Source organism: uncultured Marixanthomonas sp., assembly GCF_963974425.1.
Lineage (GTDB): Bacteria > Bacteroidota > Bacteroidia > Flavobacteriales > Flavobacteriaceae > Marixanthomonas.
Genome location: NZ_CAXBCK010000001.1, coordinates 61577 through 78713, shown reverse-complemented (window position 1 = coordinate 78713; position 17137 = coordinate 61577). Strand labels below are relative to the sequence as shown.

13 protein-coding genes and 1 tRNA gene are annotated in these 17137 nt (G+C 36.9%); 10 read left to right on the top strand and 4 right to left on the bottom strand.

Going from position 1 to position 17137, the window contains the following annotated elements; translation table 11 throughout:
- The first annotated feature begins 162 nt into the window (after positions 1 to 162).
- Positions 163 to 972, top strand: a complete 810-nt coding sequence (locus AACZ92_RS00320) for a hypothetical protein (RefSeq protein WP_339695533.1) — start codon at positions 163 to 165, stop codon at positions 970 to 972.
- On the opposite strand, the gene polA is transcribed toward AACZ92_RS00320, so the two are convergent.
- Positions 969 to 3806: a DNA polymerase I gene (gene polA, locus AACZ92_RS00315; protein ID WP_339695530.1), complete on the bottom strand. Its 2838-nt coding sequence runs from the start codon at positions 3804 to 3806 to the stop codon at positions 969 to 971. The genes AACZ92_RS00320 and polA overlap by 4 nt on opposite strands.
- Positions 3807 to 4313: 507 nt before the next feature.
- Here polA and AACZ92_RS00310 point away from each other — a divergent pair.
- Positions 4314 to 5747 carry a hypothetical protein gene (locus AACZ92_RS00310; RefSeq protein ID WP_339695527.1) on the top strand — a complete coding sequence of 478 codons (1434 nt, stop codon included), beginning with the start codon at positions 4314 to 4316 and terminating at the stop codon, positions 5745 to 5747.
- Here AACZ92_RS00310 and AACZ92_RS00305 read toward each other — a convergent pair.
- Together AACZ92_RS00305 and AACZ92_RS00300 are read right to left on the bottom strand one after the other, a co-directional pair.
- Positions 5734 to 6396 carry a polysaccharide deacetylase family protein gene (locus tag AACZ92_RS00305; protein ID WP_339695524.1) on the bottom strand — a complete coding sequence of 221 codons (663 nt, stop codon included), beginning with the start codon at positions 6394 to 6396 and terminating at the stop codon, positions 5734 to 5736. The two genes, AACZ92_RS00310 and AACZ92_RS00305, sit on opposite strands and share 14 nt — an antisense overlap.
- A gap of 4 nt (positions 6397 to 6400) precedes the next feature.
- Positions 6401 to 9697: a DUF2723 domain-containing protein gene (locus AACZ92_RS00300; protein WP_339695521.1), complete on the bottom strand. Its 3297-nt coding sequence runs from the start codon at positions 9695 to 9697 to the stop codon at positions 6401 to 6403.
- Positions 9698 to 9889: 192 nt separating this feature from the next.
- On the opposite strand from AACZ92_RS00300, the gene AACZ92_RS00295 reads away from it, so the two are divergent.
- Positions 9890 to 9962 (top strand) — tRNA-Gln (locus tag AACZ92_RS00295).
- Positions 9963 to 10126: 164 nt separating this feature from the next.
- On the opposite strand, the gene AACZ92_RS00290 is transcribed toward AACZ92_RS00295, so the two are convergent.
- Entirely contained in the window at positions 10127 to 11365 is a 1239-nt protein-coding gene (locus tag AACZ92_RS00290; protein WP_339695519.1) for an NAD(P)/FAD-dependent oxidoreductase, read from the bottom strand.
- 107 nt (positions 11366 to 11472) lie between these two features.
- Between AACZ92_RS00290 and AACZ92_RS00285 the strand changes: the two genes are divergently transcribed.
- The 7 genes from AACZ92_RS00285 to AACZ92_RS00255 are packed head-to-tail and all read left to right on the top strand — an operon-like array spanning position 11473 to position 17135.
- On the top strand, positions 11473 to 12999 hold the full coding sequence (locus AACZ92_RS00285; RefSeq protein ID WP_339695517.1) for an aromatic amino acid ammonia-lyase: 1527 nt from the start codon (positions 11473 to 11475) through the stop codon (positions 12997 to 12999).
- Positions 12996 to 13727: a 3-oxoacyl-ACP reductase FabG gene (gene fabG / locus AACZ92_RS00280; protein ID WP_339695514.1), complete on the top strand. Its 732-nt coding sequence runs from the start codon at positions 12996 to 12998 to the stop codon at positions 13725 to 13727. Before AACZ92_RS00285 ends, fabG begins: the two co-directional genes overlap by 4 nt.
- Positions 13728 to 13781: 54 nt before the next feature.
- On the top strand, positions 13782 to 14663 hold the full coding sequence (locus tag AACZ92_RS00275) for a lipid A biosynthesis acyltransferase (RefSeq protein ID WP_339695511.1): 882 nt from the start codon (positions 13782 to 13784) through the stop codon (positions 14661 to 14663).
- Positions 14664 to 14676: 13 nt separating this feature from the next.
- Positions 14677 to 15114, top strand: coding sequence for a hypothetical protein (locus tag AACZ92_RS00270; RefSeq protein ID WP_339695509.1), 438 nt, complete (start codon positions 14677 to 14679; stop codon positions 15112 to 15114).
- Complete coding sequence (locus AACZ92_RS00265; RefSeq protein WP_339695506.1) at positions 15114 to 16265, top strand: beta-ketoacyl synthase N-terminal-like domain-containing protein; 1152 nt, start codon at positions 15114 to 15116, stop codon at positions 16263 to 16265. Before AACZ92_RS00270 ends, AACZ92_RS00265 begins: the two co-directional genes overlap by 1 nt.
- Positions 16255 to 16878 (top strand): 3-oxoacyl-ACP synthase, encoded by a 624-nt coding sequence (locus tag AACZ92_RS00260; protein ID WP_339695503.1) that lies wholly within the window; start codon positions 16255 to 16257, stop codon positions 16876 to 16878. Before AACZ92_RS00265 ends, AACZ92_RS00260 begins: the two co-directional genes overlap by 11 nt.
- A complete protein-coding gene (locus AACZ92_RS00255) occupies positions 16878 to 17135 on the top strand; it encodes a phosphopantetheine-binding protein (RefSeq protein ID WP_339695501.1) in 258 nt (85 codons plus the stop codon). The genes AACZ92_RS00260 and AACZ92_RS00255 overlap by 1 nt, the downstream gene beginning before the upstream one ends.
- Positions 17136 to 17137: the final 2 nt, after the last annotated feature.

Below are 17137 nucleotides of genomic sequence, written 5' to 3'. Positions count from 1 at the left end.
ATAGCATAAAATAAATTGATTCAAGATATCTTTTAGATTAAAGGTCTTTATTAATCTATATTCCATATCGTAAAGCATGTTGGCTATAAAAGGAGTATTTCATCGAAAAGTAAATCTTAATTAAAACCGTTTTGTAGGTTATTTCGTTACATATTATAAGTTTTGCAGAAAATCCCCAATTATGTTTCGAATAAATCCCTCACTTTTATTTTTTCTTTAATTATAACGTTCAGTTCTTTTGCGCAAGTTGGAATTTCTAATACTAGTCCTGAAGCTGCGCTAGATGTTACTTCTACGAATAGCGGTATATTGATTCCAAGAGTTGCACTTACCTCTACTGGTGATGTGACAACTGTTACAAATCCCGATGGGGGAGGAGATCCTGTGGTAAGTACATTGGTTTATAATGATGGCACAAGAGGATTATCCCCAGCTGGATTTTATTATTGGAATGGAACTGAATGGAGACAACTAATAGATACAACTCCAAGTGTATATGTAGGTACGTTTATTATAAATAGTTCAAATATGGATGCAGCAGGGAATATTGATGTTTCAACTATACCTTTTCAACCGAGACAAGTTACATTTACAGGCTATGCCAATGTAGAAGCCAATAACCTTGATAATGATAATGAGGTTGGCGATAATGTTAATAGGGTTGAAAATGTTTTTGGTAGTATGAGGGGGTTTGCTAGAGATGACGGAGGAGTTACTCCAACTCAGCAAGTAATATATATTGGGGGGTCTGGTAATTCGATTAATGATATTTCTAGATATGCTTCTGATAGTCGTTGCATTGGAGTACGATATGCAGACCAAAATGGAAGTACAAGTGCATCACAATATGGAATTACATCAGCAACGTTAACCTCTTTTAATGCAGATGGTTTTACTTTAAATGTAGATTCGTATCTGGATGATGGTGATGACGAAGGGCTAGTTATAATCTATGAAGCCTACCGCTATTAATGCGCTTCTAGCCAATTATCACCTAAACCAATTTCAACATCTAACGGAACGTTCATTTTATAAGCATTTTCCATTTCGGTTTTAATGAGCTTTTGAAGCTCTTCCAATTCTGGTTTATAGACATCGAACACCAATTCATCGTGTACCTGAAGCAACATTTTACTTTTGTATTTAGCTTCAGTCATTTTTTCGTGAATGTTAATCATCGCTAACTTGATAATGTCTGCAGCGCTACCTTGTATAGGTGCATTTACAGCGTTTCGTTCTGCAGCACCACGTACTATGGCGTTGCTTCCGTTAATGCCGTTTAAATATCTACGCCTTCCCAAAACAGTTTGTACATATCCATTATCACGGGCAAAATCGACCAACTCGCTCATATAATTGCGAAGTTTTGGATAAGTTTTGTAATAGGTGTCGATGAGTTCCTTCGATTCTTTTCGGGTTAAATCGGTTTGATTGCTTAATCCAAATGCTGAAACACCGTAAATTATTCCAAAATTCACGGTTTTAGCATTGCTACGCTGTTCTCTTGTCACTTCATCAATTGGGACGTTAAATACTTTAGCAGCAGTAGAAGCATGAATATCCTCGCCATTTTTAAAAGCTTCAATCATCGTATCTTCTTCACTTAAAGCAGCAATGATGCGTAATTCAATTTGCGAATAATCGGCAGCTAGTAATGTATAGTCTTTATCTCGAGGCACAAAAGCTTTTCGCACTTGACGACCCCGTTCGGTACGAATAGGAATATTCTGTAAGTTCGGGTTGTTACTACTCAATCGCCCAGTGGCGGCAACCGTTTGCATATAATCGGTGTGGACGCGACCGGTGCTTTCTTCCACTTGTTCTGGTAATGCATCTACATACGTGCTCTTTAATTTTGCCAAACCACGATATTCTAATACATCTCTAATTATTTTATGGTCTTTCGCTAAATAGGAAAGTACGTCTTCTGCAGTTGAGAACTGTCCCGTTTTGGTTTTTTTAGGTTTATCAACCAATTTCATTTTTCCGAAGAGAATATCACCCAACTGTTTTGGTGAAGCGATGTTGAATTCTTCTCCAGCTTCTTCGTAAATGTCCTTTTCTAAGCGATTAATATCGTTATTAAGCGCTTCGGAAAGACTGCCAAGATATTCTTTATCCAATTTAATTCCCTCTAATTCCATGTCTGCCAATACACGAAGTAGCGGAATTTCAATGTCATCAAATAGCTCTTGGGTGTTTGCATCGCCTAGTTCTTTGGCAAAATGCTCTTTTAGTTGGAGCGTAATATCGGCATCTTCTACCGCGTATTCCGTTTGGTCTTCCACTGGAACATCACGCATCGATTTTTGGTTTTTCCCTTTTTTGCCAATCAATTCAGTAATAGAAACGGGTGTGTAATTAAGGTAGGTTTCAGCCAATACATCCATATTGTGCCGCATATCTGGGTTGATTAGGTAATGTGCCAACATTGTATCGAACAGCTTGCCTTTCACCTCTACATTGTACTTGGCCAATACTTTAATATCATATTTTAAATTCTGACCTATTTTCTCAATGTCTTCGGCTTCAAAGAATGGGCGTAATTCTTCAATAAGTTTTTGTGCTCCGTCTTTATCTTCTGGAAAAGGAATATAGAAACCTTTTCCTGTTTCCCAAGAAAAAGCAATTCCAACGAGCTCAGCTATTAGTGGATTTAAACCTGTAGTTTCAGTATCAAAACACACACTTTTTTGTTTCATTAAGTTCTGAAGAAACAACTTAGTGCCCATTCCTGGTTGAATGGTTTGGTAAAAATGCTCGGTATCTTTTATTGTTTTTCGAGAGTTGTACTCCTCTGCATCTGCAGTTGCTTCACCATCGCCCCCAAATAATGAAAACTGACCAGTTCCTGCAGTTTTTGAAGCCTTTTCAGCAGATTCAGAATTGGAAACCTTTGTCACCTCTTCTTGTGCTCCTTCCGGGGAAAAGAGTTTTAAAAATTGATCACGTAGCCTTCTAAATTCTAACTCTTCAAATATTTCCTGAACTTTTTCAGAATCAGGCATCGACATTTCGTAATCTTTTTCATTAAAAGTAACCTCGCAATCTGTAAAAATAGTGGCCAGCTTTCTTGAAAGCCTTCCTAATTCGGCATTGGCAATAACCTTTTCTTTCATTTTACCCTTTAGCTGGTCGGTATTTTCTAACAAGCCTTCCATGGAGTCAAATTGCTTAATAAATTTTTTGGCTGTTTTGTCACCCACGCCAGGTAATCCAGGAATGTTATCACTAGCATCGCCCATCATTCCTAAATAATCAATCACTTGCTCGGGGCGTTCTACCCCAAAACGTTTTTGTATTTCAGGGATTCCCCAAATTTCAATGGCATTTCCCATTCTGGCAGGACGGTACATAAAAATGTTTTCTGAAACTAATTGACCAAAATCTTTATCGGGTGTTACCATAAACACTTGGTAGTTTTCTTTTTCGGCTTGTTTAGCCAAGGTGCCAATTATGTCATCGGCTTCCATCCCTGAAATTTCCACACACGGAATGTGCATCGCTTTAATAATGTCTTTGATTATCGGGATGGACTGCCTAATAACGTCTGGAGTTTCGTCTCGATTGGCTTTGTATTCTGGGTACATCTCCTTTCGTTCTTTACTACCGTCCTTATCAAAACAAACAGCAATGTGATCGGGCTTTTCACGGCGAATAACATCAAACAGGGAGTTAGTAAAACCCATAATAGCTGAAGTATCTTGCCCTTTCGAGTTGATTCGTGGATTTTTAATAAGTGCATAATAACCACGGAATATTAGGGCATAAGCATCGAGAAGGAACAGACGTTTTTTATCAGACATGGAATGTAAAATTGTGTTTACTTCAAAAGTAAAAAGAAGACTTCAGAAATAGGGTGTTTCCATAAAAAAATAAAAGCCGTTCTTCCTCAAAAACGACTTTTACCTGTGATTTATAGTGCAAATAGTAAGTACTCTTCACACTTACTAATAGATACGGAATGCTTGTAAGATTGGTTTCACTTTTTCTAAATTTTAATAAATAAAAAAGCCGCTCCTCCTCAAAAGCGACTTTAATATTATATGCTGTTGAAAAGAGTTTTCTTTTCAATGGTAAAATTAAATGTTTATAACAGGCTGTATATTAATTGAATATTAAATTATTTATAATAGAATAACTAATTTTAATTGTATTAAGGTAACGAAACGTCAATTTTCTAAAATTGTGTTAAAATAAATTAACTAATTATCGAAAATCTTGAAAAAAAAGTTTAGTTTTCCGACAAAATACTTATATTATATGATTAACGTATCATATACGTATATTCAACTTTATAAACCTACACAACTATGAAAAAAAAATCCCTATTATTCTTAAGTTTGTTAGTTACCATAATTACCTACGCCCAAGTAGGGATTGGTACAGTAACACCAGATCCTTCTTCTATGTTGGATATTCAATCTGACTCGCAAGGATTATTGGCTCCTAGGATGACCACAATACAAAGAAATGCTATTACAACACCTGCAGAAAGTTTGTTGGTTTTCGATACTGATGAGGACTCTTTTTATTATTATGATTCCACTAATTCTGTATGGGTAAAAATTAACTCAAGCTCTAATCAAAGAGATAATTATGTTTTGGTTAAAAGTGAAGATGATTTTCCTGATGCTGGAGGAGGGAATATAGTTTTAGATACTGATACTTTATATGAGTTAAATGGAGAAATTGAGGTTTCTTCAAGTATTGAGTTAAACGGAGCTTATATTATAGGTAATGATGTAGGGGAAGATATTCTTAAATTTACAGGCAGTGGTAGTTTATTTACAGGTTCTGGTGGCAGTATACGGAGTTTTGGTATTAATGCCAATGGCCAGCAAGTTTTTGATATCACAAACCCTGGAGCAAATAATAACCTTATTTTCCAAAATTTGAGTGTTTTTGGTGCTAGTAGCATCGGTACTCTTTCAAATTTCAACATTGTTTTTTGTAGCATTATCCAATATGTTGGAAATCAAGATGGTATTACGCTAACAGATGTCAACCAGGTGCTTTTTACAAATATTTACTGGAATGCAACAAATACTGGTACGTTTGAAACCTTGAATGGAAGTTTTGATATTATTCAACAACAAGGAGGTGTTATTGTAAGCGATAATGGGGAAGCAGGACTTAACGTAAGCAGTAATCCAGCTGTTACACAAGCAGCAACGCTTAGTAATGTAACTTTCACGAGTACAGGAACAGGAGTCGCTGTTAATGGCTATGGCAGTGGTTCTTATCCAGGTTATAATTTCACCAATGATTGGGTAGTAGATTGTCCAGGTATTCCAAAAGAAAGCGATGATGTTGCGACGGGGAATATATATTATGATACAACTAATCCGGCAGGTGTAGTAAGTATTACAAATAATACTGCTTTTAAATTACCTGTAAATACAAATGCAATTAGACTTTTTAGAATTACTGAGGGTACAGCTGGAAATAGTGAAAACCGAATTATATATAGGGGAGAAAAAGAAAGAGCTCTTAATGTTTTTGGAACAGTTTCTTTTACTGCAACTACGGGAACAAGATTAGGATTTTCTATATATAAAAATGGTGCTTTGGTTACAGGGACTGAGGCAATTGTTGATGTTTTACAAACTAATCAACGACAAACTGTATCAATTATCGGTACAGTCTCAGTAGATTTAGATGATTATATAGAGATTTATGTAAGAAAATTATCAGCACCAAATGAGGATTTCTTAGTTACTTCGTACAATCTTATTGTAAATTAAGAAAATATATTGGTTCAAAAGCATATTTTTGATTATCCAAAACCTTCGGCAACACATACCGGAGGTTTTTTTGTGCTTTTATACTATCGTGAAACACGATAATGCTTCCGGGTTGTATGTTTTGTGATACGTGATGAAGGCATTGTTCTTTAGAAACCGAAGCATCATAATCATAACTCAACACACTCCACATAATAATTTTATATCCTTTTTCTTGAAGCAGGTTAGCTTGTTTTGAAGTGATTTTTCCATAAGGTGGACGGAATAGCGAGGTACGAGATACGAGCGACGAATGATGAAAGCTCTGTGCTTGTAGTTCTTTTTCAAAAAGTGACACATTATTAATATAACGTTGAGTACTCGTTTGCCAGCCATTTAAATGGTTAAAAGTATGATTCCCTACCGAATGACCCTCAGCAAGGATTCGTTTAAAAATATCAGGATGTTTTTTTATGTTGTCGCCAATGCAAAAGAAAGTCGCTTTGGCGTTGTATTTTTTTAAGGTGTCTAATACCCATGGGGTCACTTCGGGGATGGGGCCGTCGTCAAAAGTTAAGTAAACTTTCTTGTCATTATTTGGCAATGCCCAAATTCGCTTCGGATAGATCCGTTGCACAAATTTGGGCACTGTTACCAAACGTAGTTTCACTGTTTTATTCTTCTATCGCTTCATTTAGAACTTCATCCGGAACTGAATCTGCCATTATCTGGATAGATTCTTTTTCCTGAAGGTCTTTCTCAACATCAACCCCTTCATTTTCATTATAAAAATGACGGAAGAGCTTTAAATAGTCATTAAATTCAGAAGCTTCATCTTTAGCAAAAGTTTCATTATCGTAGACTATTATAATATCGACTAAGCCGCGATAACGTTCCATATCACTGATGATTTCATCGGCAATATTGTATTGTTTTTTTACTTTCATTCCGCTGTAATACAACAACTTTTCTTGATATTTTTTAGCGACTTCTTCGTATAATTCTCGGGCCTTTTCAGGTTTGTTTACTTCATAATATCCTAATACAAAAGGTTCTAATAGCGAGTAATATTCAAAATACTTAACTGGCATTTTTTCCATTGCTAAGTCTAAAACATCTTCAGCTTTTTCTTTTTTGCCTTCATTAATTAAATTTTCGGCTAAACGCGCTAAGTTGCTTCGGTACGTGATACCGTTTCTTCTAGTTTCGGTGTCGTGATATATATCTGGACTTCCGCTATTTCCCCAATCCCAGTTCATAACGATATCATACATTTTATCGGTATCAACACGGCCCATGTCAAACGGATTACGTGGGTTAACAGGTGTTCGTATAGGTACTAATTTATATACAACTCCGTCTAATTGAAGGTAATCCTTCATCCATAAATAGTCGTCATCGCCAAAAGCACCGCCGCTGAAGTAAATAGGACGTTCCCAGTCGTTATTGGCGATAATATCCAACATCATCATTCGGTTTTTGTAAATAACATTTCCTTTTAGCTGAATAAAAATCTCATCTACAATTTTATCAGCATCTTCCTGTGGAACAATACCATTGCGTAATACAGCCTCTTTATCAACCGGAATACGGATGGTTTTTGAAGGGAAGGTGTTTGCCATTTGGTTACTCTCCAGCTCTACACGTGTAGCAGGACTATCGTTTGCAACCCAATTCATCCAAGTTTTAATATCGACGGTATCTTGCTTGGTTTCTTGATAATAAAGAAAATCTCGAGTTCCATATCGATATTTATCGTGCGTTAATTGCGACGGAATAGGGTCGCTAGTAAACGCTTTCTTTTTCATATCGTCTATATACCAATCTGTTTGAAAGAGACTAGTATTGATAATACGAACATCTCGACGGTAACCCTCTATATTTTGAGCATACCAAAGGGCAAATGTGTCGTTATCGCCAATGGTAAACAAAATAGCATTCTCATCAACCGAATCGAGATACATTTTTGCCATCGAGTTAGCGGTATATCGACCTGAACGATCATGGTCATCCCAATTTTGATAGGCTAATAATACAGGTGAAGCTAATAACGTGGCACCAAGAACCACCGGAATGGCAATTTTGGGTGACAGGTATTCTTTTACCATTTCAAAAAGGGCATAGACACCAAAACCAATCCACATAGCGAATATGTAAAACGAACCTACAAGCGCATAATCCCGTTCTCGAGGTTCAAAAGGGCGTTCGTTGAGGTATATTTTTAGGGCTAGGCCTGTAAACAGGAAAAAGACGAGTAGGACCCAGAATTTCTTTTTATCATTTTTAAAGAGAAATATTACTCCTAAAACCCCTAATATTAACGGTAAGAAAAAGTAGGTATTTCGGGCCTTGTTGTTTTTAACATCACTAGGCAGATTGTCTTGTGAGCCTAAACGGAGTTCGTCTATAAAGTCGATACCACTAAGCCAGTTTCCGTGTAGGTCGGTATATTGACCTTGCACATCATCTTGTCTTCCGGCGAAATTCCACATAAAGTAGCGCCAATACATATAACCAAACTGATACTCAAACATAAACTTGAGGTTTTGGCCAAAGGATGGTTTTTCAATATTGAGTGCTAACCCAAACTCACGTAAAAACTCATCGTAGTCTTTACTATCTACGACACCTTGGTCGTAAGCTTGTTTAAATTTGTTTACCTCCTGTACCAATCGTTTTTCATTTCGGTATTCGGGTTTTATTGTAAAATCGAGTCCTCCTGTAAACTCCAGATAATTAGCATTGTTCTCTACACTCCACATTCTGGGTAGATATGCTTTTTGTGAATCATCACTGTTTTGCCCAGCGTTTTTATATTCGTTTACAATAACGTACTTACCAGCTTGTTCATCTTCTTCATATTTTGGCTTCTCATCTTTATATGGATTGTCTGGATCTAAACCTACATATGCTTCAGTAAATAGAGGACCATAAAATAAATGGGTTTGTGGGTATTGTTCTCGATTATAGTAAGCTAATAATTCTCGGGCATTGTCAGGGTTATTTTCATTAATTACGGTTCCCGCATTAGCACGAATAGGTAGCATCAACCAACTTGAAAAACCTATAAAAATGAACAGCACACAAAGCAACAAAGTGTTGAACTGTGTATGGTTTTTTCTGCGGGTATAACGTAATCCGAAATAAAACAATGCAATAAATAAAATACCAGCAATAAGTGTCCCGGTATGGAAAGGCAAGCCAATACTGTTTATAAAGAAGAGTTCCGAAGCACTGAAAAACTTCAAGGTCATCGGCAACAATAACTTAAAGATAAACAGTAAGATCGCTACCATCACTACATTAGCAATTATAAAGTTTTTAACGGAAATTGTTTTATAGTTTTTGAAAAAGTATAAAAACCCAATAGCTGGAATAGTAAGCAGTCCTAAAAAGTGAATCCCGAAGGAAAGCCCTATGATAAATGAAATTAAAATAACCCATCTATCGCCTCTTGGTGTATTCATTTCACGTTCCCACCGCAGGCCACAATAAAATAAAACTGCAGTGATAAATGCTGAAGAAGCATATACTTCGGCTTCCACAGCACTAAACCAAAAACTATCGGTAAAAGCAAAACTGAGCGATCCTACCACAGCACTCCCTAATATTGCGATGGCAGAGCTTTTGGTTAATTCTTTATGCTTTAAGACCACTGTTCTTAATAAAATAGTAAGCGACCAAAACATAAACAAAATGGTAAAAGCACTGGCAAAAACCGACATCAGGTTAATAGTAAGTGCAATGTTTGAAGCTTCCATAGCAAAAATGGAGAAAAATGCTCCCAATAATTGATACAGAGGAGCTCCGGGTGGGTGCCCAACTTCTAGATTACTTGCTGTAGTTATATATTCACCAGCATCCCAAAAACTGGCAGTGGGTTCTACTGTAAGCCAGTAAGTAATAAGGGATATAAGAAATACGGACCAACCTAAAATCTGGTTCCATTTTTTAAAGTTGAAAGAAGCCATAAGCTCGTACAGTTTTTGTTGTGGCGAATTTACTAATAATATACGTAGTGCAAACTACCAAAACAATGTAACGTCCCGAAACTATGTGTTATTTTATGATTTTTTAAAAATTTTACATTGAAGGAATATTTTTTGGTATTTTTATTTGCGAAAGAAAAAGTTTGTATTAAATTTGCAACCGCATTACGGTATTGGCCCATGGTGTAACTGGCAACACGTCTGTTTTTGGTACAGAAGAGTCTAGGTTCGAGCCCTAGTGGGCCAACAAAAGTCTCAAGCTTTTTAAAGCTTGAGACTTTTTTTATTTAAAGGATATACGGGCGAGAAGTTTACCCTGAGCATTGCCGAGGCACGAGGCAATAGTCGAAGGGAGCCCTAGTGGGCCAACAAGAATCCCGAACTTTCATTAGTTCGGGATTTTTTTATGTCTTAACTATTACGTTCAATTTCAATTACTTTCGCAAGAGTTTTAACCAAACGTTTGTGGTTTTTTACAAAGGGATTGCTGGTGTCCCACACATAACCAGCCAGTACTGCGCAGATTTGTTTTTTAATTTCAGGGTTTATGGTGTCGGCAAAAAATATTTTCTGAAGGTTGCCAGAATACCACTCATCTACATAAGTTTTAAAGACAGAAACCCCTTGCTTTAGATGGTTTTCATAATCATTTTTCCAATCGACTGCTTCACCTTGTAGTTTTTTGGCAGTTAATTTAGCGGCTAATAAACCAGATTCGGTTGCAAAGGTTACACCTGAAGAAAAAACAGGGTCTAAAAAACCGGCACTGTTACCGGTGATGGTATAACCGTTTCCATATAAAGAATTCATGGGGGTTGCAAAGTCATTGAATTGTTTGGGGTTAAATAAAAAGTCAATGTTTTCAAACCGGTTATAGTAGTGATTTGAAAGATTTAAAAGTTTCCGAAGTTTTTCAGAAGGAGTACCCGAAAAAGAATCTATAAACTCTGAAGGGCCTACAAAACCAATACTGGTTGTTTCATTCGAAAAAGGAATGACCCAAAGCCAAGCTTCATCAGTAACCACATCGAAGGTAATTAATGTGCCTTCTTCACCTTCAGGTCTATTAATGTCTGCAACATGCGTAAAAATTGATGAGTTCCCTTGAGATGTTGTAGGTTTTACAAGATTTAAAAATCGTGGAATAACACGTCCGGGACCGCTAGCGTCAATAATATGTTTTGCTGAAATAAAACCTGTTTTCTCTTCTGAGGTCTTTATGGTTGTTTTTGAAACTCCATCTTTTTCAAATTCAATATGTATCACTTCGGTTTCAAAAGAAATAGAAATGCCTCTTTTTTGAAGTTCATCGGTCAATGTCTCATCAAACTTGGCTCTCGGAACTTGCCAGGTCCAATCCCAACCGGTTGAGTGTTTTTCTTTAAAATCGAAATGACAGCTTTTATCTTCTTTTAAAAATCGGGCACCTTTTTTTATTTGAAAGTTCTGCGTTGTAAGGCAATCTAATAATCCCACTTCATTAAAATGTTCCATACATCGTGGCAACAAACTTTCGCCAATAGCAAACCGAGGAAACTTACTTTTTTCTACTACTTTTACATTAAAACCTTGTTGGTGTAAATAGGCTGCTGCAACAGAACCCGAAGGTCCAGCGCCAATTATTAAAATGTCAACTTCTTGTTCAGTCATTCAATAAGGGTAAAAGAATAGTTTTTTATTATAATTTTACATCCCAAAATAACTACATTACGTTGGTTATTGCAGGATAATTTGCTAAAATTTCCAATTTATTTCAAATGACGATAGATAAAGAAGGTTTGAATCTTCAAGATTTTTATGATGTGGTTTTTTCTGAAAAAGAAATATCCATTGACGATTCGGTTTTAAAGACCGTTCAGGATAGTTTTGACTTTTTAACGGAATTCTCTGAAAATAAAATTATTTACGGTGTCAATACGGGTTTCGGTCCGATGGCGCAATATAAAATTGAGGATTCCAAACGCATTCAACTTCAGTATAATTTAATACGAAGCCACGCTTCAGGTACGGGAAACCTTATTCCACCAAAATATGTAAAAGCAGCTATGTTGGCTCGCTTAAACACGTTGGCGATTGGTAAATCTGGGGTGCATCCATCGGTTATTGAGTTAATGACGACGCTTGTTAATAGAGATATCATCCCGGTTGTGTATGAACACGGTGGCGTAGGGGCAAGTGGCGATTTGGTTCAGTTGGCGCATATTTCATTGGTATTGATTGGCGAAGGAGAAGTGATCTATAAGGGTGAGCAAAAACCAACTTCCGAAGTTTTTAAAACTGAAAACCTACAACCGATTACCGTTGCTCTACGCGAAGGATTGGCATTAATGAACGGTACATCCATTATGTCTGGGGTAGGTATTCTAAATACAATTTATACAAAGCGTTTACTTAATTGGGTAGTGTCGTGCTCTTCTGCTATCAACGAAATTGTAAAAGCGTACGACGATCACCTGTCTCTTGAATTAAATGAAGCTAAAAAGCACAGCGGACAACAGAAAATTGCTAAACAAATGCGAGATCATTTGCAAGACAGTACATTGAGCCGAAAACGCGAACATCACTTATACAATGGAAAAGTAACAGATGCTGTGATTGAAGAAAAAGTACAGGAATATTATTCGTTACGTTGTGTGCCGCAGATTTTAGGTCCTGTGTTAGATACGCTGCAAAATGTGGAGAAAATTGTTTTGGAAGAAGTAAACTCGGCTAACGACAACCCTATTGTCGATGTTGAAAAACAACAAGTATATCACGGCGGAAATTTTCACGGTGATTACATTTCGTTAGAAATGGATAAGCTAAAATTAGTGGTCACTAAAATGAGTATGCTTGCCGAACGTCAGTTAAACTACTTACTAAACTCAAAGCTCAACGGAATCCTTCCGCCGTTTGTAAACCTTGGCGAATTAGGACTAAATTACGGTATGCAAGGCGTGCAGTTTACAGCTGTTTCCACTACAGCTGAAAATCAAACGCTTTCCAACCCGATGTATGTACATAGCATTCCAAACAACAATGACAATCAGGATATTGTGAGTATGGGGACGAATGCAGCGTTACTTACCAAAAAAGTAATTGAAAACACTTTTGAAGTAGTCGCCATTGAATTGATAACAGTGGTTCAGGCGATAGAATATCTGAAAATTCAAGGGGAAGTTTCTTCAAAAACGAAGAAGATGTATGATGAAATCAGGGCGATTGTTCCGGCGTTTAAGGAAGATGAAGTGATGTACCCGTATGTGAAAGAAGTAAAAGAACATCTAATTAATTCTGAAATATGAAGTTCGCACTAGTTACAGGAGGTTCACGAGGAATTGGAAAAGCAATTTGCTTACAATTAGCTGCCGATAGCGAGTATCACATCCTTATAAACTACAATCAAAATAAAACAGCCGCTCTTGAAACCTTACAGGCCATCGAAAAAGCGGGAGGGAAAGGTTCTTTACTTCCTTTTGATGTTTCAAGCAGAAAAGCCGTGGTTGATGCGTTAGAAGATTTTCAGAAAAATAATCCCGAAGCAATAATTGAAGTACTCGTCAACAACGCCGGAATTACAAAAGACGGACTCTTTATGTGGATGAAGCCAGGTGATTGGAGCTCTGTAATCAACACCAATCTCAACGGCTTTTTTAACGTAACCAATCATCTTATTCAAAAAATGTTGATGAATCGGTACGGTCGTATTATCAATATTGTTTCGTTGGCTGGAGTAAAAGGCAATGCTGGACAAGTAAATTATGCTGCAGCGAAAGGAGCAGTGGTCGCGGCAACCAAGTCGCTCGCTCAGGAAGTTGGAAAACGCAATATTACTGTGAATGCAGTCGCGCCAGGATTTATTAAAAGTGAGATGACCGAAGACTTAGACGAAAAAGAGCTTAAAAAATTGGTTCCGTTAAATCGTTTTGGTAACCCTGAAGAAGTAGCACATTTGGTGTCTTTTTTAGCTTCAAAAAAAGCATCGTACATCACGGGCGAGGTCATTAATATAAATGGCGGAATCTACTCCTAAGCCAAAAAATCCTGTAATTTTGCTACGAATCTGATTACTAATTTAAAAACGCACATGGCGGCAGAGTGGGACGGAAAATCACGAGGTACGGTCTTCGGGTTTAAAGTGTTTGTTTTTTTTATCAAAAACTTTGGTATCCGTGCTGCGTATGCGTTAATGCATTTGCCCATTCCATATTTTTGTTTGTTTTCTAGAAAAAACGTTCGAGGGCTTTTTTATTATTTCCACAACCGGAGGCAATACTCTTGGTTAAAAAGTTCGATTAATATCTACAAAGGCTATTACCAATTTGGACAAACCTTGGTCGATAGAATCGCCATTCAATCTGGACTTCGTGATAAATACACCTATGAGTTTGACGGGATTGATAATTTAAAAGAAACATTGGCGCTTAATAAAGGTGGAATCTTGATTAGTGCTCATGTTGGTAACTTTGAAATGGCGCAGTACTTTTTTAATGATTTAGATGAAGAAGCGAATATTAGCATTGTTATCACCGACCAAGACCACGAGAATATTAAAGAATATGTGGGTTCGGTGATAAACCGAAAGCAAGATAATTTTATCATTGTAAAAGATGATATGTCCCATATTTTTGAAATAAATGCTGCATTAGCTCAAAATAGAATGGTTTGTATTTCTGGCGATCGATATATGGATGTAGCTAAAACGATAGAAGCTCCGCTGTTAGGGAAAGAAGCAAAATTTCCGGTAGGTCCTTTTCTTTTAGCAACTCGATTAGAAGTACCCGTGTTATTTGTATATGTTATGCGCGAACCCAAACGACATTACCATTTATACGCAAGAAAAGTGGCGGTAACACGACGCGATGCTAGTGGTTTATTAACTAAATACACCCAAAGTTTAGAAGAGATTTTAAATCAATACCCGCTGCAATGGTTTAATTTTTACGACTTTTGGGATGATATTGACTAAATGCAATTGAGTTTTGAAAGAATTACGATTCCCAATTACCGATCCGTTTGTATTGGAAGAATTTCTTCCGCAGCGTCAACCTATGATTATGGTCGATGCTTTGGTGTATTATGATAAAAAATCCTTGGTTTCAGAACTGACCATTTCCGAAGAAAATATATTTGTTGCTGACGGCTTTTTATCCGAAACCGGGTTACTGGAACACATCGCTCAATCCGTAGCCTTACATACTGGATATACTGGGTATTTAGAGCAAAAACCGACCAAAGGAGGGTATATTGGCGCTATAAAAAAAGCTGAACTATTAAAAACACCGGCTGTCAATGAAACCATTGAAACTGAAATAGAAATTATACACGAAGCGATAGGAATTACCTTGGTAAAAACAACGACCAAACTGGAGCAAGAAGTGATTGCGACGACCGAGATGAAAACGATGTTAAAACCCTAATGCAAAAGCCTGTTTACATACAAGAAGCTTCGCTTATTACACCTTTGGGATTTTCAGTTTCTGAAAACGTGTCTGCTATTGAAAAAGAACAATCTGGAATACACGAACAACATCAGAACGATATTTTGGACACGCCTTTTTACGCAGCAATGATTGCTTCAGAAAAAATTGATGCTGCTTTTAAAAAACTGGGCAATCCATCCAGATTTATGAAGTTGGAGAAAATGATGTTGCTTTCGGTTGCTGAAACCTTAGAAAAGTCAAAGCTTCATATTTCAGAAAAAACCGCCTTGATTATTGCCACCACAAAAGGAAGTATCGATGCGCTCGACCCTGACAATTCCTTTTCAGGAGAACGAGCATATTTACCGATGTTAGGGAAGAAAATTCAATCTTTTTTTGGTTTTAAACAAGAACCGATTGTGGTTTCTAACGCGTGTGTTTCAGGGATTTTAGCGGTTGCTGTCGCCAAGCGTCTTATTCAAAATAACGTATATGAAAACGCTGTGGTTGTTGCAGGCGATTTGGTTTCAAAATTTACGGTTACCGGTTTTAATACCTTTCAAGCGTTGAGTAATGGTCCTTGTAAACCGTATTCAAAATACCGAAATGGCATTAGTATTGGCGAAGCGGCAGCATCGGTTGTTATTTCTTCTGAAAAAAGAAAAAACACATCCGTTCAGGTTATTGGCGATGGCTCATGCAACGATGCCAACCACATTTCAGGTCCATCGAGAACAGGGGAAGGCTTGCTAAAAAGCATTCAATCTGCTATGCAAGAAGCTGTCATTTCAGCAACTGATATCGATTTAATTTCCGCCCACGGTACCGCAACAATCTATAATGACGAAATGGAAGCGATTGCTTTTAATCGAGCGAATTTACAAAAGGTTCCCCTACATAGTTTAAAAGGGTATTATGGACATACATTAGGGGCCTCTGGGTTGGTAGAAGCCATTATCGGTTTTGAAGCGATGAAGCAAAACAAATTATTTACATCTTTAGGATATGACGAATCAGGAGTTTCAAAACCTTTGAACATCATTCAAAAAGTGGAAAAGAAAACAATCAACACCTTTTTAAAAACAGCTTCTGGTTTTGGTGGTAGTAACACCGCCGTACTCTTTAAAAAAGTCGCTTTTGAACACTAAACTAAACATACAAGCCTGGTGCAGCGTGCAAAATGGAACCGTTATTTGCAATGGCAAGAAAATTGTATCTGTTGATAACGAACAAGGATTTTCAGAATTTGCGAAGCAGGTTTACAAAAATCAGCAATGGGAATACCCTAAGTTTTTTAAAATGGATCGATTGAGTAAACTTACTTTTTTAACGGCTGAAATTTTATTGAATGAACTAACAATTTCTTCGGAAGAAAAAGAACAGCTGGCAGTTGTGTTGTCTAATAAAAGTGCCAGTTTGGATACCGATAGAAAGTATCAAGATTCGATAAACAGTATTGAAAATTTTTATCCCAGTCCAGCAGTATTTGTGTATACTTTACCTAATATTGGAATGGGCGAAGTGTGTATTCGGCACAAGATACAAGGCGAAAACGCCTTTTTTGTATTCGATGATTTTAATCCGCTTTTTTTGAAGCAATACGCTGAAAGTTTAGCTCAGAATAATAAGGCGGCTCAAGTTTTGTGTGGTTGGACCGAAATAGATGAAAAAGGATATAATTCTTTTTTATATTTGGCATCCCCAAACGGAACCCTTCCTCATACGGAAGAAACAATTAAAAAATTATATACCCAAAGTTGATGAACGCATTAAAACAGGAACTGAAAGAGAATATCATCAAGCAATTAAACCTCGAAGAATTCGCCGTTGAAGATATTGATAATAACGATGCATTATTTGGCGATGGCTTAGGACTAGATTCTATCGATGCGTTAGAGCTAATTGTGATGCTCGATAAAGATTATGGCATAAAACTAACCGACCCTGAAAAAAGCAAAGAAATTTTTCAGTCCATCAATGTATTGGCAGCCTATATTACTGAGCATCGTACTAAATAATA